Origin of the sequence: Bradyrhizobium sp. A5, from assembly GCF_042076515.1 — a bacterium.
Taxonomy (GTDB): Bacteria; Pseudomonadota; Alphaproteobacteria; order Rhizobiales; family Xanthobacteraceae; genus Bradyrhizobium; species Bradyrhizobium cosmicum.
Genome location: NZ_CP148990.1, coordinates 3,786,426 through 3,802,167, shown reverse-complemented (window position 1 = coordinate 3,802,167; position 15,742 = coordinate 3,786,426). Strand labels below are relative to the sequence as shown.

16 protein-coding genes are annotated in these 15,742 nt (G+C 63.9%); 10 read left to right on the top strand and 6 right to left on the bottom strand.

The window, feature by feature from the left end; genetic code table 11:
* The first annotated feature begins 1 nt into the window (after position 1).
* Entirely contained in the window at positions 2-325 is a 324-nt protein-coding gene (locus WHZ77_RS18290) for a DMT family transporter (protein WP_375309209.1), read from the top strand.
* Here WHZ77_RS18290 and WHZ77_RS18285 read toward each other — a convergent pair.
* Positions 322-969, bottom strand: a complete 648-nt coding sequence (locus WHZ77_RS18285) for an alpha/beta hydrolase (protein ID WP_015686431.1) — start codon at positions 967-969, stop codon at positions 322-324. The two genes, WHZ77_RS18290 and WHZ77_RS18285, sit on opposite strands and share 4 nt — an antisense overlap.
* Positions 970-1,313: 344 nt before the next feature.
* Here WHZ77_RS18285 and WHZ77_RS18280 point away from each other — a divergent pair, with 344 nt between their 5' ends.
* From WHZ77_RS18280 to WHZ77_RS18245, 8 genes are all read left to right on the top strand, one after another.
* Positions 1,314-2,453, top strand: a complete 1,140-nt coding sequence (locus tag WHZ77_RS18280; protein WP_375309208.1) for a cysteine desulfurase family protein — start codon at positions 1,314-1,316, stop codon at positions 2,451-2,453.
* Between the two features lie 113 nt (positions 2,454-2,566).
* Entirely contained in the window at positions 2,567-4,063 is a 1,497-nt protein-coding gene (gene sufB, locus WHZ77_RS18275; protein WP_375309207.1) for a Fe-S cluster assembly protein SufB, read from the top strand.
* 61 nt (positions 4,064-4,124) lie between these two features.
* Positions 4,125-4,877: a Fe-S cluster assembly ATPase SufC gene (gene sufC / locus WHZ77_RS18270; protein ID WP_375309206.1), complete on the top strand. Its 753-nt coding sequence runs from the start codon at positions 4,125-4,127 to the stop codon at positions 4,875-4,877.
* Positions 4,878-4,888: 11 nt separating this feature from the next.
* A complete protein-coding gene (gene sufD / locus WHZ77_RS18265; RefSeq protein WP_375309205.1) occupies positions 4,889-6,193 on the top strand; it encodes a Fe-S cluster assembly protein SufD in 1,305 nt (434 codons plus the stop codon).
* Positions 6,190-7,437 (top strand): cysteine desulfurase, encoded by a 1,248-nt coding sequence (locus tag WHZ77_RS18260; RefSeq protein WP_375309204.1) that lies wholly within the window; start codon positions 6,190-6,192, stop codon positions 7,435-7,437. Before sufD ends, WHZ77_RS18260 begins: the two co-directional genes overlap by 4 nt.
* Positions 7,434-7,805, top strand: a complete 372-nt coding sequence (locus tag WHZ77_RS18255) for an SUF system Fe-S cluster assembly protein (protein ID WP_015686425.1) — start codon at positions 7,434-7,436, stop codon at positions 7,803-7,805. Before WHZ77_RS18260 ends, WHZ77_RS18255 begins: the two co-directional genes overlap by 4 nt.
* Positions 7,806-7,868: 63 nt before the next feature.
* A complete protein-coding gene (locus WHZ77_RS18250; RefSeq protein WP_083926365.1) occupies positions 7,869-8,279 on the top strand; it encodes an iron-sulfur cluster assembly accessory protein in 411 nt (136 codons plus the stop codon).
* Between the two features lie 73 nt (positions 8,280-8,352).
* Positions 8,353-8,793, top strand: coding sequence for a TfoX/Sxy family protein (locus WHZ77_RS18245; protein WP_375309203.1), 441 nt, complete (start codon positions 8,353-8,355; stop codon positions 8,791-8,793).
* A 59-nt stretch (positions 8,794-8,852) separates the two neighbouring features.
* Here WHZ77_RS18245 and fabA read toward each other — a convergent pair whose 3' ends face one another.
* The 4 genes from fabA to WHZ77_RS18225 form a co-directional block, all read right to left on the bottom strand.
* A complete protein-coding gene (gene fabA / locus WHZ77_RS18240; protein ID WP_375309202.1) occupies positions 8,853-9,383 on the bottom strand; it encodes a bifunctional 3-hydroxydecanoyl-ACP dehydratase/trans-2-decenoyl-ACP isomerase in 531 nt (176 codons plus the stop codon).
* An 88-nt stretch (positions 9,384-9,471) separates the two neighbouring features.
* Complete coding sequence (locus tag WHZ77_RS18235; RefSeq protein WP_375309201.1) at positions 9,472-10,539, bottom strand: GGDEF domain-containing protein; 1,068 nt, start codon at positions 10,537-10,539, stop codon at positions 9,472-9,474.
* A 165-nt stretch (positions 10,540-10,704) separates the two neighbouring features.
* Positions 10,705-12,240, bottom strand: coding sequence for a DEAD/DEAH box helicase (locus tag WHZ77_RS18230; protein WP_375309200.1), 1,536 nt, complete (start codon positions 12,238-12,240; stop codon positions 10,705-10,707).
* Between the two features lie 299 nt (positions 12,241-12,539).
* Entirely contained in the window at positions 12,540-13,514 is a 975-nt protein-coding gene (locus tag WHZ77_RS18225; protein WP_375309199.1) for an AraC family transcriptional regulator, read from the bottom strand.
* A 215-nt stretch (positions 13,515-13,729) separates the two neighbouring features.
* Between WHZ77_RS18225 and WHZ77_RS18220 the strand changes: the two genes are divergently transcribed.
* A complete protein-coding gene (locus WHZ77_RS18220) occupies positions 13,730-15,244 on the top strand; it encodes a caspase domain-containing protein (RefSeq protein WP_375309198.1) in 1,515 nt (504 codons plus the stop codon).
* A 69-nt stretch (positions 15,245-15,313) separates the two neighbouring features.
* On the opposite strand, the gene WHZ77_RS18215 is transcribed toward WHZ77_RS18220, so the two are convergent.
* On the bottom strand, positions 15,314-15,598 hold the full coding sequence (locus WHZ77_RS18215; protein ID WP_375309197.1) for a hypothetical protein: 285 nt from the start codon (positions 15,596-15,598) through the stop codon (positions 15,314-15,316).
* Between the last annotated feature and the right edge of the window lie 144 nt (positions 15,599-15,742).

The following is a 15,742-nucleotide window of genomic DNA, read 5'->3' as shown; positions in this document are numbered from 1 at the left end:
GATGTCGCAATCTGTGGCCTGGGTGATGCTGGTGATCGCCGGCGCGCTGGATGTCGGCTGGGCGATCTCGATGAAGTACGCAGAAGGCTACACGCGTGTCGGTTGGAGCATCATCTCGCTCGTGCTGCTCGCCGCCTTCGTCGTTCTGCTCGGACGCGCCTTGAAGGTGCTCGAAGTTGGCGTTGCCTATTCGGTGTGGACCGGTATTGGCGCTGCCGGCACCTTCATCATGGGCGTCGTGCTGTTCGGCGAGACCTTGAGCGCGATGAAGCTTGCGGGCATCGCGCTCGTCTTGATGGGGATCGTCGCGCTGAAGCTCGCTTAGCGCACGTTGGCCAGACGCATGTCGAGATAGGCGGTGATGGTTTCCATCAGCGGCTCGAGTTTGGCGTCGAAGAAGTGGTTGGCGCCGGGGATGATCTGCTGGTCGATCACGATGCCCTTCTGCGTCTTCAGCTTCTCGACCAGCGTGTTGACGTCCTTGGGCGGCACCACCGCATCCTTCTCGCCATGCACGATGAGCCCTGAGGACGGGCAGGGCGCAAGGAACGAGAAGTCATAGAGATTGGCCGGCGGCGCGATCGAGATGAAGCCTTCGACCTCGGGGCGGCGCATCAGCAGCTGCATGCCGATCCAGGCGCCGAAGGAGAAGCCGGCGACCCAACAGGCGCGCGCTTCGGGATTGATGGTCTGCGCCCAGTCGAGCGCGGCCGCCGCATCCGACAATTCGCCGGTGCCGTGGTCGAACGAGCCCTGGCTGCGGCCGACGCCGCGGAAGTTGAAGCGCAGCACCGAGAAGCCGCGATGCGCGAACGCGTAGTAGCACTGGTAGATGATCTGATGATTCATCGTGCCGTGAAACTGCGGATGCGGATGCAGGACCATCGCGATCGGCGCGTTCTTCTGCTTGGCCGGGTGATAGCGGCCTTCGAGGCGGCCAGCGGGGCCAGTGAAAATAACTTCAGGCATGGATGATCTCTTGATCCCTTGAAGGCGGTCCTCAACAACCAACCGATGGCACGGACTTCATCGGCTGCTGTGCCGACCAAGCCGCGAATGGAAGGGTGGAGCGGCGCCCTCGGATGATGCGCGAGCGGCGCGCGGTGAACTGACGCGCGCGTTCTAACATGAGGCGTGGGTCAAAAAGCAAGCATCTTGAACATCCCGCAATGGGGTCAAGGTGTTAGCGTGTCACCGGCATGTCATGACTCGGCGCCGACCGGAATCATGGTTGCCAAGCGGCTGGCAGCAGCCCATGTCGGGCATTGAAACGGGTGAAGCAACTCTCGCCCCTGAGGTAATATATTACTTTCATGCCAAAGCGCGTTTATCTCGACTGGAATGCGACCACGCCGCTTCGCGTCGAGGCACGGGCCGCGATGCTCGCCGCTTACGATCTGATCGGCAATCCCTCCTCGGTCCATGCCGAGGGGCGCGAGGCTAGGCGGCTGGTCGAGGACGCCCGCGCCACACTTGCGGCGGCGGTGGGGGCGTTGCCGCGCAACGTCGTCTTCACCTCCGCCGGAACCGAGGCCAATGCGCTGGCGCTGTCGCCCGGCTTGCGGGGGCCGTCTGGCGGCCGTGTCGAGCGGCTGCTGGTCTCGGCGATCGAGCATGCCTCGGTGCTGGCAGGCGGCCGGTTCCCAGCGGACAAAATCGGCCAGATCAGGGTCTCAGGCTCCGGCGTGATCGACCGCGGCCATCTCAAGGCGCTGCTCGGAGACGGGCCGCCGGCACTGGTTTCGATCATGGCGGCCAACAACGAGACGGGGGCAATCCAGCCGGTCACGGAGGCCGCTCGGATCGTTCACGAGGCCGGCGGCCTGCTGCATGTCGATGCGATCCAGGCGCTTGGGAAGATTCCGTTCGATATCAATGCAGTGGGGGCCGACCTTACGACTTTTTCTGCGCACAAGATCGGCGGCCCCAAGGGCGTGGGTGCGCTGGTCGTGGCGGAGGGAATTGCCGGGCTTGAACCGGTGCTGCGGGGCGGCGGGCAGGAGCAGAACCGCCGTGCGGGAACCGAGAATGTCGCGGGTATCGCCGGCTTCGGGGCGGCGGTGAAAGTCGCCCTTCAGGCTCTGCCGGAGGATGCGGAGCGGATAGCAACCCTCAGGGATCGCGTGGAAAACGGTATTCGCGCGATTGCCGGCGCGATGGTCTTCGCCGAGGACGTTCAGCGGTTGCCAAATACCGTTCTGTTTACCGCGCCTGGCCTGAAGGCCGAGACCGCCGTGATCGGCTTCGACCTCGAAGGCGTGGCGGTGTCCTCGGGCTCGGCCTGCTCCTCGGGCAAGGTGCAGCCATCCCACGTGCTGGCGGCGATGGGGTATGATGCCGCCGTGGCCCAGGGAGCGGTGCGTCTCAGTCTGGGCTGGTCCACGGAACCCGATGACATCAACTGGGCGTTAGAGGCTTGGCGAAAGCTTGGTAATACCCTACTTAGAGCCTAGGCGATGAAACACGGCTTGAACGGTTCTAAGCACGTGCTTTCTGCCAAAAGACATCGTAATACTCGTCAGAGTTTGATCCACCGCGGTCCTTGAAACCGCGAGCGGAGGATAGAATGCCAGCCGTGCAAGAGACGGTCGATCGCGTGAAGCGCATCGACGTCGATCAGTATCGTTATGGGTTTGAGACCCTGATCGAGTCCGACAAGGCCCCCAAGGGGCTGTCGGAAGAGACCGTCAAGTTCATCTCCGAGAAGAAGAACGAACCCGCCTGGATGCTCCAGTGGCGGCTCGAGGCCTATCGGCGTTGGCTGACCATGACCGAGCCGACCTGGGCCCGCGTCGACTATCCCAAAATCGACTTCCAGGACCTCTATTACTATTCGGCGCCCAAGCCGAAGAAGACGATCACCTCGCTCGACGAGATCGATCCGGAGATCCTCAAGACCTATGAGAAGCTCGGCATACCCTTGCGGGAAGTCGCCATGCTCGAAGGCGTCGAGCCCAAGCCCGGCGAGCAAGACCCCAACAGGCGCAAGATCGCGGTTGACGCCGTGTTCGATTCGGTCTCGGTTGCGACCACCTTCAAGGCCGAACTGAAGAAGGCCGGCGTGATCTTCATGCCGATCTCGGAGGCGATCCGCGAGCATCCTGAACTGGTGCAGAAATATCTGGGATCGGTGGTTCCGACCTCGGACAATTTCTACGCGACGCTGAACTCGGCGGTGTTCTCCGACGGCTCGTTCGTCTACGTGCCGCCGGGTGTGCGGTGCCCGATGGAACTGTCGACCTATTTCCGCATCAACGAGCGCAACACCGGCCAGTTCGAGCGCACGCTGATCATCGCCGACAAGGGCTCTTACGTCAGCTATCTCGAAGGCTGCACCGCGCCGCAGCGCGACGAGAATCAGCTGCACGCCGCCGTGGTCGAACTCGTCGCGCACGACGACGCCGAGATCAAATATTCGACGGTGCAGAACTGGTATCCCGGCAATTCGGAGGGCAAGGGCGGCATCTACAATTTCGTCACCAAGCGTGGCGACTGCCGCGGCAACCGCTCCAAGATCTCCTGGACCCAGGTCGAGACCGGCTCTGCCATCACCTGGAAATATCCGAGCTGCATTCTGCGCGGCGACAATTCCAGCGGCGAGTTCTATTCGATCGCGATCTCGAACGGGTATCAGCAGGTCGACAGCGGCACAAAGATGATCCATCTCGGCAAGAACACGTCGAGCCGGATCATCTCCAAGGGCATCGCCGCCGGCAAGTCGCAGAACACCTATCGCGGGCTCGTGACGGCGCACCGCAAGGCCACCGGCGCGCGCAATTTCACGGCCTGCGATTCGTTGTTGATCGGCGACAAATGCGGTGCGCACACCGTGCCGTACATCGAGGCCAAGAACTCCTCGGCGACGTTCGAGCACGAGGCCACGACCTCTAAGATCTCCGAGGACGTGCTGTTCTACTGCATCCAGCGCGGCCTTTCGCAGGAGGAAGCGGTCGGCCTCGTCGTGAACGGCTTCGTCAAGGACGTGCTGCAGCAACTGCCGATGGAATTCGCGGTGGAAGCGCAGAAGCTGATCTCGATCTCGCTCGAAGGGTCGGTCGGTTAGCTCCGACCCTCGCGGTGCGCTGCGGCGCTCCATGCATCAATTGAATAAACTGGATACCAAGATGGCTTTGCTTGAAGTGAAAGACCTGCAGGTTCGTGTCGAGGAGCGTGAGATTCTCCACGGCCTGACGCTGACCGTGAACGAGGGCGAGATCCACGCCATCATGGGGCCGAACGGCTCCGGCAAGTCGACGCTCTCCCACGTCATCGCCGGTAAGCCGGGCTATGAGGTCACCGGCGGCCAGATCCTGTTCAAGGGCGAAGACCTGTTGGAGATGAAACCGGAAGAGCGCGCGGCCAAGGGCGTGTTCCTGGCGTTCCAGTATCCGGTCGAGATTCCCGGCGTTGCCACCATGACGTTCCTGCGCACCGCACTGAACGCGCAGCGCAAGGCGCGCGGGGAGAGCGAATATTCGACGCCGGACTTCCTGAAGAAGGTCCGAGAGGTCTCGAAGTCGCTGAACATCCCGCAGGACATGCTCAAGCGCGGCGTCAATGTCGGCTTCTCCGGCGGCGAGAAGAAGCGCAACGAGGTGCTGCAGATGGCGCTGTTCGAACCGAGCCTTTGCATCCTCGACGAGATGGATTCGGGCCTCGACATCGACGCGCTGCGCATCGCGGCCGACGGCGTCAACGCGCTGCACTCGCCCAAGCGCGCGATGGTCGTCATCACCCACTATCAGCGGCTCCTGAACTACATCGTGCCGGACATCGTGCACGTGATGTCGAAGGGCCGTGTCGTGAAGAGCGGCGGCAAGGAACTGGCGCTCGAGCTGGAGGCGTCCGGCTACGCCCAGTTCGAGGACGCCGCGTAAGGAATTTTGCGATGAACGTTGCTGTGGCAAAGACCGGAAACGGCCGCGCGGTGAGCGATCTCTTCGCCAGTGCCGAAGGTCGGCTGCCGGGTTCGCCTTCCGTGATCGCGGCGCGCCGCGAGGCGTTCGAGACCTATGAGCGTCTCGGCCTGCCGCACCGCCGGATCGAGGAATGGAAGTACACCGATCTGCGCGCGCTGGTCGGCGAGGTGCTGCCGCTTGCGGCCGCGCCCGATGCAGCTGCGCTGAAACTTGCCGCGGACGCCGTGAAGGCGCATGCGATCAATGGCGCCCGCAAGCTGGTTCTGGTCGACGGCGTGTTCGCGGCCGATCTCTCCGACGCCAAGGCGCTGGCTGCCGAGGCGGGCTTTGGGACGTTGCGGGAGACGCTGGACAAGAGTTCTGATGTTCTGAAGACCGCAGCCACGGATGCCGTGATCGCGCTGAATGCCGCGTTGGCGACCGACGGCGTTGTCTTGTCGATCGTGGACGGCGCACAGCTGTCAGCGCCGATCCAGATCATCCACGTCGCGACCGCCGCTTCCGTGTCGACCTTCACCCGTTCGCAGGTGAAGGTCGGGGACGGCGCCCGCGCCACCATCATCGAGACCTTCGTCGCGGCTGGTGCGAAAGCCTACCAGGTCAGCGACGCCGTCATTGTCACGGTCGGCGACAACGCTGACGTGGCGCATATTCGCCTGATGGACGATGCGCCTGACGCCGTGAACATCACCTCGCAATTCGTCACGGTCGGTGCGAACTCGAAGCTGAATTTCTTCAACATGACCACCGGAGCTGCCGTCAGCCGCTTGCAAGGCTTCATCACGCTGGCGGGCGAGGGCAGTGACCTCTCGGTCAATGGCGTGAACCTGTTGCAGAATACCGAGCATGGCGACACCACGCTGATCGTCGACCACGCCGTGCCGAACTGCGTCAGCCGCGAAATCTTCCGCGCCGTGCTGGATGATCGTGCCCATTCGGTGTTCCAGGGCCGCATCATCGTCCGTCCCGACGCGCAGAAGACCGACGGCAAGATGATGATCCGCGCGCTGCTGCTCTCGGACGAAGCCGAGGCCGACAACAAGCCCGAGCTGGAAATCTTCGCCGACGATGTCTCCTGCGGCCACGGTGCCACCGCCGGCGCGCTCGACGACAACCTGCTGTTCTACCTGAAGGCGCGCGGCCTGCCCGAGAAGCAGGCCCAGGCGCTGCTGATCCAGGCCTTCGTCGGTGAAGCCATCGAGCAGATCGCCGACGACGGCTTGCGCGAGCACGTGATCGGCATTGCCGAGCGCTGGCTGGAGCGGCGCCAATGAGCACACATCCCGCGGTCAGGAACGGCGCCTATGACGTCGCGCGCGTGCGCCAGGACTTCCCGGCGCTCGCCATGCAGGTCTACGGCAAGCCGCTGGTCTATCTCGACAACGCCGCGTCCGCGCAGAAGCCGAGCGCCGTGCTCGACCGCATGACGCAGGTCTATACGAGCGAATACGCCAACGTGCATCGCGGTCTGCATTACCTCGCCAACGCCGCGACGGAAGCCTATGAGGGCGGCCGCACCAAGGTCGCGCAGTTCATCAATGCGCCGCGGACCGAGGAAGTGATCTTCACCCGCAACGCGACGGAGGCGATCAATCTGGTTGCGTCGTCCTGGGGCGGGCCGAACCTCAAAGAGGGCGACGAGATCGTCATCTCGATCATGGAGCACCATTCCAATATCGTGCCGTGGCATTTCCTCAGGGAACGCCAGGGCGCGGTGATCAAATGGGCGCCGGTCGACGACGAGGGCAATTTCCTGATCGACGAGTTCGAGAAGCTGCTGACCGCCAAGACCAAGCTGGTCGCGATCACGCAGATGTCGAACGCGCTCGGCACCATCGTGCCGGTCAAGGACGTCGTGAAGATAGCCCACGCCCGCGGCATTCCCGTGCTGGTCGACGGCAGCCAGGCTGCGGTGCATCTGCCCGTGGACGTCCAGGACATCGGCTGCGACTTCTACGTCTTCACCGGCCACAAGGTCTATGGCCCGACCGGCATCGGCGTGCTCTGGGCCAAGTACGACCACCTCGTCGCGATGCGCCCCTTCAACGGCGGCGGCGAGATGATCCGCGAGGTCTCGCGCGACATCGTCACCTATGGCGATCCCCCGCACAAGTTCGAGGCCGGCACGCCCGCGATCGTCGAGGCGGTCGGCCTTGGCGCGGCCATCGATTACGTCAACTCGATCGGCAAGGAGCGCATCGCCGCGCACGAGCACGATCTGGTCACCTACGCCCAGGAGAAGCTGCGCGAGATCAACTCGCTGCGGCTGATCGGCACCGCGCGGGGCAAGGGCCCGGTGATCTCGTTCGAGCTTAGGGGCGCCCACGCCCACGACGTCGCCACCGTGATCGACCGCCAGGGCATCGCGGTGCGCGCCGGCACCCATTGCGTGATGCCGCTTTTAGAGCGGTTCAACGTCACGGCCACCTGCCGGGCCTCGTTCGGCATGTATAATACGCGGGAAGAAGTCGATCATCTGGCACAGGCGCTTTTGAAAGCGCGGGATTTGTTCGCATGAGTGACACGGCCGAAATCAAAGCCAATCCGATGGAGACCCATTCGGCGCTGCCGCCGGAGGAAACCGAGCGTCTCACCACCGAGATCATCGCCGGCCTCAAGACCGTGTTCGATCCGGAAATTCCGGCCGACATCTACGAGCTCGGCCTGATCTACAAGGTCGAGATCAAGGACGACCGCTCGGTCGACGTCCAGATGACTCTGACGACGCCGAACTGTCCGGCCGCCGGCGAACTGCCGACCATGGTCGAAAACGCGGTCGCCAGCGTTCCCGGCGTCGGCGTGGTCGACGTCAAGGTCGTCTGGGAGCCGGCCTGGACCCCCGAACGCATGAGCGACGAGGCCCGCCTCGTGCTCAACATGTGGTGACGCGTAACGCCTGCTTTGAATCCTCGGCATTGAATTCGCGCCGCAACGGACCACATCATTGACATGACCCAGATATCGTCAGGCTCGACACCAGCATCCACTCCCAAGCCGCGGCGGCCACGCCCGCAGGTGATGCGGCTGACCGACGCTGCCGCCCAGCGCATCAGCGAGCTGACCCAGCGTGCGGACTCCGAGATCGTCGGCCTGCGCGTCGGCGTGAAGAACGGCGGCTGTGCCGGCCAGTCTTACACGGTCGAATATGCCCATGATGTCCGCCCGACCGACGAGGTCGTCGAGGACAAGGGTGTCAAGATCCTGGTCGACCCCAAGGCCGTGCTGTTCCTGCTCGGCACGGAGATGGACTACAAGGCCGACAAGATGCAGGCCCAGTTCGTCTTCAACAACCCCAACCAGGTCTCCGCCTGCGGCTGCGGCGAATCGGTCGAGCTGCGACCGGCCCAGATCGACGGGTAGGCCGGGCGTCTCGCTTCGCTCGCAATGGTCAGAATGCTATGAAGGCTCACTTGCTTGCGCAGGGAAGCCTCCTATGGACCGCGAATTCCTGATCGACCTGTTCGCCGATTTCGGCCCCGTCGCCATCCGAAAGATGTTTTCCGGCTACGGCATCTCCGCCGACGGTATCAACTTCGCGCTCGCCTTGCGCGCCGGCCTGTTCTTCCGCGCCGACGAGGCGACCATCCCGGACTATGAAGCTGAAGGCTCAAAGCCGTTCCAGTATTCGACCCCTGCCAAGACCGTGACGGTCAACTCCTACTGGGAGTTGCCGGCGCGCCTGTTCGACGATTCCGAGGATCTCGTCAGATGGGCGAGGGCTGCGCTCGCCGCCGCCCAGCGCGCCAAGGTGAAGCGGCCGAAGAAGAAAGCGGCGAAAAAGGCGGCGCCGAAGAAGGCCGTTGCAGAGAAGCGTCCGGCCAAGAAAGCAGTTCGTAGGGTAGGCAAAGCGAAGCGTGCCCACCGTTCGACATAGTGATGCCGAGATGGTGGGCACGGCGCTGCGCGCCTTTGCCCACCCTACAGGCCTGAGGACTAATCCGCGGCTTTCGTCAGGCCAACCCTCATATCCTTGGCCGTGAAAACACAGAGGCCGTCAGCAAGCACGCGGCCGTCGGCAATTCCGAGCACCAGCTTGCCGCGCCGGACCATACGCATGGCGACCTCGTAGCGCACGCATGCTGTGTCCGGCGTGATCAATCCCGTGGCTTCCACCTCGCCGACGCCGATGGCGCGGCCCTTGCCCGGGGACCCCGACCAGCCGAGCCAGTAGCCGATCATCTGCCACATCGCATCGAGGCCGAGGCTTCCCGGCATGATCGGATCACCGCGAAAGTGGCAATCGAAGAACCAATGGCCTGGTGCGATGTCGAGCTCGCCCGTGACGTGGCCCTTGCCGAATTCGCCGCCGTCCACGCTGATCTCGGTGATGCGGTCCATCATCAGCATGGGCGGTGCAGGCAGTTGCGCATTGCCCGGGCCGAAATAGCCGCCTTCGCTCGATCTCAGCAGCTCGTCCCTGGTGTAGGACGGTTGCGGGGTGTGAAAGTCATGAGGGTTGGGCACGACGACGAGTCCTCTGGATGGTCGCGGTGAGACGGCGAGGAAGATGTCGTTCGTGAGGTTTGAATGTCAAGCGCGCGCCGCTTCGGCGTCACGCCACCCGGCTGTGAGTCTCGACAGCGAATTCCGGATCGGCTTCACAGATCACGCGGTTGCGGCCGTTGCGCTTGGCGGCGTAGAGGCAGGCATCCGCGCGCTCGATCAGCGCGTCGGTGTCGTCGCCCTGCTTGAGCATGGAGACGCCGACGGAGATGGTGACGCGGCCGAGGATCTCGCCGGTCGACTTCTTCTTCAATTCCTTCGCCATCACCGCGCGGCGGATGTGGTCGGCCACCGTCAGGGCCTGGCGCAGCGCGGTGCTGGGCAGCACCACCGCGAATTCCTCGCCGCCATAGCGAGCAGTGATGTCCTGGCCCTTGATGGTCTGCTTCAGCGACAGGCCGACGAGCCGCAGCACCTGGTCACCGGTGAGATGACCGTAGGAATCGTTGAACGACTTGAAGTGGTCGATGTCGAACAGCAGCAGTGAGAGCGGCTCGCCCGACGCAAGCGCGTTCTGCACGGCCATGCCGATCATGCGATCGAAATATTTGCGGTTGCCGAGCCCCGTGAGCGGATCGGTCAGGCTCTCGGCGCGGATCGCCTCGAGGCTCTGCTGGAGATTGCTGATCTCGTTCTTCGACAGCGTGAGCCGGTCTTCGAGCGCCTTGTTGGTCTCGCGCATCTCCGTGGTCGAACGCAGCAGCGTCTCGACGATCGAGGCGATCTGTTCTCGGCTCTTGGCCGACGAGAGTCTTTCGGTCGCGCCCGACAGGCTGGCATCGTAGGAGCCGGTCATCCCGAGCGCTTCGCTCAAGACCTTCATCACGTCATCGATCTCGCCGATGACGCGCGCACCCACCTTGTCGATGCGGTCGGTGGTCTTGATGTGGGAGAGATAGGTCTCGTAGATCTGCTCGAGATCGCCTTCGGTCAGCTTGCCGTGGCGCGCCAGCGTCTCGTTGATGATCTTGTTGAGCGGAGCGTTATAGCCGGTGGCGTAGACGTACCAGATCTCGTAATTGCGAGGGATCGCGGTTTGCCGAAGCGACCGGATCTGACCGAGCGCCACTTCGGCAAACGCCATCGTGCGTTCGTGTTCGTCGAGCACCTTGACCACGGAACATTCCCCACGGCGATCGGTGCGCGGCCGGTCGCTGCAATGCTTAAATTATGTTCGTAGGCTAACGGGTGTTTGTGAACGGCCAGTAAATATACGGGCTTCAATGCATCAGAAAAAGTGTCGCGGCGATCCTGCTCAACCGCGACTCCGGTGCATCGTCGTTCAGGCGCCGGCGGGGGAGCGCACCGGCCGGAGCAGAAACGCCGGAAGATGCGAATGATCGCCGGGCTCGCTGTCAGCGTCGCGCTGGCGGCGCGGCTCGGGACGCCCGATCGAGGGCACATGCGCCGTATTGGCTTGCGGGCGCGAGCTGTGACGCGGCTCGGAGGAGGCCCGGGCCTCACGCGGAGGCCTTGCTTCGCGTGCAGGCCTCGCCTCGGGGGCCGGCCGCGCTTCTGCTGCAGGCTTCGGCTCAGAAGCGTGTCTCGCCTCGCCACGCGCTTCGCGCGGCTCGTGGCCGCGTTCACGGTCGCCGCGGCCGCGTTGCGGCTTGCCGCGTCCGCCGCGCGAACGTTCGCGGCCACGCTGCTCGCGCGGATGCTCGCTCTGCTCGGCGCCGTCGGCGCTCACTTCGTATTCGCCCTCGGCGCGCGGAATGGTCTGGCCGATCAGCTTCTCGATCGCGACCATCGACTTCTGGTCGAGCGGTGTCACGAGCGAGATCGCGGTGCCGGTGCGGCCGGCGCGGCCGGTACGGCCGACGCGATGGACGTAATCGTCGGGATGGTGGGGAACGTCGAAATTGAAGACGTGGCTGACCTCGGGGATGTCGAGGCCCCGGGCGGCGACGTCAGAGGCCACAAGCAGCGGCAGCTCGCCCTTGCGGAACTGTTCGAGCGCCGCCGTGCGGGCCGACTGGTCCATGTCGCCGTGCAGGGCGCCGACGCTGAAACCGTGCTTCTGCAGCGATTTGTGTACGACGGCGACTTCACGCTTGCGATTGCAGAAGATGATCGCGTTCTGGAGATCCTTCGCCTCGCGCAGCAGGCGTCGCAATAATTCGCGCTTCTCATGCGCCTCGCGCCCGGCGGGGACCTGACACTGCGTGACGGTCACGGCGGTGGTGGCGGGCTTGGACACTTCGACCTTCTGCGGATTGTGCAGGAAGGTCTCGGTGATGCGCCGGATCTCCGGCGGCATGGTCGCGGTGAAGAACAGGGTCTGCCGCGTGAACGGGACGAGCTTGCAGACGCGTTCGATGTCGGGAATGAAGCCCATGTCCAGCATGCGGTCGGCCTCGTCGATGACGAGCAGCTCGACGCCGGTGAGCAACAGACCGCCGCGCTCGGTATGGTCAAGCAGGCGGCCGGGCGTTGCGATCAGGACATCGACGCCGCGCGTCAGCTTGGCATCCTGGTCGCCGAACGACACGCCGCCGATCAGGAGGGCGACGTTGAGCTTCTGGCCGGCCCCGTAGCGGTCGAAGTTTTCCTTCACCTGCGCCGCAAGCTCGCGGGTCGGCTCCAGGATCAGCGTGCGCGGCATGCGCGCTCGGGCTCTGCCCTTTTCGAGGATGGTGAGCATCGGCAGCACGAAGGCCGCGGTCTTGCCGGTGCCGGTCTGGGCGATGCCGAGCACGTCCTTGCGGGCGAGGACGTGGGGGATCGCCTGTTCCTGGATGGGGGTGGGGGTGGTGTAACCTGTGGCCGCCACTGCGGCGAGGACTTTTTCGGATAGTCCGAGATTTGAAAAGGACATTGAGCCTCTGCTCGAAACCGCCGTTCGGAATCGAGGGTAATTAAGGCTGTCGCGTTCCACCCCGAAACGGCGCGCTCTCAAAGAAGCTGGGGGTGCTGACTCACGCGAACCAAGCGCAACGCTCAGGAATCGGTCTTCGATTTGAGCCGCGTCGCTTCGGAACATAGGCGGGAATCGGGCAAAGTCAATGGAGCGGGCGCGGGAAGACCCTAAAAAACCTGAGCTTTTCGTCCAAATAGCGGGCGCGACTGGTGTTTTCCGCCCCGGCCGTAATCCGGCCTGCAGCCGTGGCCAGAACGCTAACGCGCCGCCTGGGCGCGGAAATCGCCCGGGGCCATCCCGTAGGCGGCGTTGAAAACCCGATAGTAGGTCGCCAGGCTCTCGAAGCCGCAGGAGGTCGCGATATCGGCGATCAGCCGGTTTGGCGCCTCGCGCAACAGGCGGCGGCTTTGTTTCAGGCGCTCGTCGGTCACGGTCTGCGAGAAGCTCTTTGCCGCAGATTCGAACAGCATATGCAGGTGACGCACGGACACGCCGAGCAGGGCGGCCACCATCGTCGGTGTCAGATCTGGGTCTTGCAGGTGGCGCGCGATTAGGCGCCGTGCTTGCGAGAGGCGCGCGGTCCGCAGCGCCGCCTGTCCGAGCCGGCTGCCGGGCCGCAAAATGCCGCGCTCGATCAGCGCCAGATGGCCGAGCGCCTGAACCAGGGAGGCCTGGACCACAGCGGTTTCACCGGTGGCGCCGTCGTCGCCCGCGGCGGCCTCGCCAAGGTCGGCAAAGCAGGCAGCGAGCAGGGGCGCCAGGTTCGGATCGTCGAACCGCCGGGGCCCAAGCTCACGCATGCGCTTGTCCTGGGTCGAGAGGCCGCTCACGGGGATTCTCAGGATCCGCAGGTGAAAGCCGCCTGCGCCAAGCGGCGCGGTGCGATAGGGCTGGTCGGTATGGCTGGTGGCGAAGCTGCCATTGGCGATCGCGAAATCGCCTGCGCGCATGCCGCCGAACCAGCCGCCGCTGCCAAGCTGTTGGTAGACGCAGATACTGTCGCCGGGCGCGTAAGCGATGTCAGAGGTGCTGCGCTCGACCGTATAGTGCGAGGCCTTCAACTCGACGAGGCCGCCGCCGCCGATCTGGCGCAGCGAGAATTCGCCGTAGAAGTCGCCGCGCCGTTCGCGTTCTAGCTCGGCGGTGACGCCGAACAGGCCTTTGGAGCGCACTTCGCGCCAATAGTCGAAGCGGTCATGCGGTTCGACTTCGTCGGTACACCAGCGATACACGGCAGCCCCCGCTTCCAGTGCAATTGCCCAAGATGATTGTCTGAGAAAAAGCAGATTCCGGAGGAATCTGCCATAGGGGTTTGATGGAACCGGAGGCGATTGCCTGTTGAACCGTCGATATGGCTGGACCGACTATCACATCAGCGGCGGACGGTTCCAATGAACCTCTGTTCGAAGGATCCGGCGGAGCGCCGTCCTGCAACGGGAATTTTGCGATGACGCGTCGGCCTTTCAGAATTCTGGCAGCACTCGGCCTTGCGGCGAGCCTGAGCGCGATCGCGCTTCCGGCCCATGCCGAGAAGCGCGTCGCGCTCGTCGTCGGCAACAACGACTACAGGAACGTCCCGAAACTGCTCAAGGCCGTCAACGACGCCCGCACCATGGGCGATACGCTCAAGCAGCTCGGCTTCTCGGTGATGGTCGCCGAGAACCAGAGCCGGCAGCAATTCTCCGAGACATTGCTCGCCTTCGACCGGACCGTCGAGCCTGGCGATACCGCGTTCTTCTTCTACGCTGGCCACGGTTTCGAGATCGCGGGCCAGAACTATCTGCTGCCGACCGACGTGCCGGCGGCGACGGAAGGGCAGGAAGAGCTGGTGCGCGACGCCTCGATCCTTGCCGACCGCATCATCGAGCGTCTGCAGAACAAGAAGGCGCGGACCTCGATCCTGGTGTTCGACGCCTGCCGCAACAATCCGTTCGAACGCAGCGGGACGCGTGCAGTCGCAGGTTCCGGCGGGCTTGCGCCAATGACGCAACTGCCAGAGGGCGTGTTCTCGGTGTTCTCGGCAGGTCCTCGCCAGACCGCTCTTGATCGTCTCTCCAACGACGACGCCAATCCGAATTCGGTGTTCACGCGCACCTTTGCCAGGGAGCTGCTCGAGCCCGGCGAGAACCTCGTGCACGTGGCGCAGCGGACCCGCCGTCTCGTCAGCGAGATGGCCGGCACCGTCAAGCACAGGCAGGTGCCGGTTTATTTCGACCAGATGGTCGACGACGTCTTCCTCAGCGGTATCGCCAAGGATGCCACCGCGCGTCCGGCCGATCCTCCGCCGCAGAAGGTCGCGGCGCTGCCGCCGGTGTCGGTGCCGCGCCTGCCGAAGGAGGAAACCACCAATGCGCCGATCGCGAGCTTCTCGCGGCACAATGGCGGCTGGAGCGTAGTGTTCTCTTTCGCCGACCCCACGCTCGGCATTTCCTGGCGCATGGGCGGCAATGCCGATTTCCGCGAAACCGGCTTCATCGACACGCTCGATCCGCGCACGCGCAAGCGGATGCCGAACCCGTCGATCGAATTGCCGCCCGACGCGCAGGCCGGCACCATCGAGGTTCGCTATGTCGACCAGTCCGGCGACATGCAGGGGCCGTTTCCGATCAAGTTCGATCCTGAGGCCGCGCTGATCCGCGACCAGCGCAAGATTCTCGACATGACCGCGACGAGCTGGCTGTCATTTCGCGAGTTCAACGGGCTGCTGGTCTACTACACGCATCTGGTTTCGTATCGCTGCGCCATCCGCGAGGTGCGCATCGGCATCGACACCGCCGTGCCGAACCAGGTGCTGAAGATGCCGAACTGCGACATGCGCGATCCCAGCGCGATCAGCGCCGGCATGCCGCTCTACATGAAGCTCGCCCCGGCGACGCAGTCCGTCTCGGTGGAGCTGACCTATCGCGACGGCAGCGTGTCGGAGATCAAGAGTTTCCGCACCGCGAACCGCAGCAACAACTAAGCGCTCCGGGGATGGTCTGAGGATCTGTCGACGCCTCGGCGCGGAGAGTGGTTCCTGCGCGGAACGCTGTCAGCCGCGGCGCTTCCTGATGGCGCGCTTGATGGAGTCAATTGCTTCCATCAAGGGCGGTGCCAGCGAGAAGAACGCCCCCATGGCGATCGAGATAACGACGTGGCGAAGCAGGAACTTCTCCTGCTCCTCGAACGGATAGCCGTTCTGGTCGATCCGCACCGGCGCGAGCGTGCCGGAGCCGTGCTGATCCGGCTTCCGCGGCTTGCGCGGCGGCAGCATAATCACGACGAAAAGCACGTTGATCAGCAGCCAGATGCCGAGCACTATGAGAATCGTCTGCACTGCAACTTCCTGAAATCGATCGACGTCTTTGCAACGCTAACGGCCATTCACCGTTGCGGCAAACCAATTCAATGTTGCTGCACTGCAAAGAGGACTAAAGTCGTAAACGAGGATCCGATCGTGGAACCAGCCGCGTCACAGCCA

What these genes read in the sequence shown, in the direction of transcription:
- WHZ77_RS18290 (WP_375309209.1), top strand. Translation starts at nt 2, where the DNA reads ATGTCGCAATCTGTGGCCTGGGTGATGCTGGTGATCGCCGGCGCGCTG.
- WHZ77_RS18285 (WP_015686431.1), bottom strand. Translation starts at nt 969, where the DNA reads ATGCCTGAAGTTATTTTCACTGGCCCCGCTGGCCGCCTCGAAGGCCGC.
- WHZ77_RS18280 (WP_375309208.1), top strand. Translation starts at nt 1,314, where the DNA reads ATGCCAAAGCGCGTTTATCTCGACTGGAATGCGACCACGCCGCTTCGC.
- sufB (WP_375309207.1), top strand. Translation starts at nt 2,567, where the DNA reads ATGCCAGCCGTGCAAGAGACGGTCGATCGCGTGAAGCGCATCGACGTC.
- sufC (WP_375309206.1), top strand. Translation starts at nt 4,125, where the DNA reads ATGGCTTTGCTTGAAGTGAAAGACCTGCAGGTTCGTGTCGAGGAGCGT.
- sufD (WP_375309205.1), top strand. Translation starts at nt 4,889, where the DNA reads ATGAACGTTGCTGTGGCAAAGACCGGAAACGGCCGCGCGGTGAGCGAT.
- WHZ77_RS18260 (WP_375309204.1), top strand. Translation starts at nt 6,190, where the DNA reads ATGAGCACACATCCCGCGGTCAGGAACGGCGCCTATGACGTCGCGCGC.
- WHZ77_RS18255 (WP_015686425.1), top strand. Translation starts at nt 7,434, where the DNA reads ATGAGTGACACGGCCGAAATCAAAGCCAATCCGATGGAGACCCATTCG.
- WHZ77_RS18250 (WP_083926365.1), top strand. Translation starts at nt 7,869, where the DNA reads ATGACCCAGATATCGTCAGGCTCGACACCAGCATCCACTCCCAAGCCG.
- WHZ77_RS18245 (WP_375309203.1), top strand. Translation starts at nt 8,353, where the DNA reads ATGGACCGCGAATTCCTGATCGACCTGTTCGCCGATTTCGGCCCCGTC.
- WHZ77_RS18230 (WP_375309200.1), bottom strand. Translation starts at nt 12,240, where the DNA reads ATGTCCTTTTCAAATCTCGGACTATCCGAAAAAGTCCTCGCCGCAGTG.
- WHZ77_RS18220 (WP_375309198.1), top strand. Translation starts at nt 13,730, where the DNA reads ATGACGCGTCGGCCTTTCAGAATTCTGGCAGCACTCGGCCTTGCGGCG.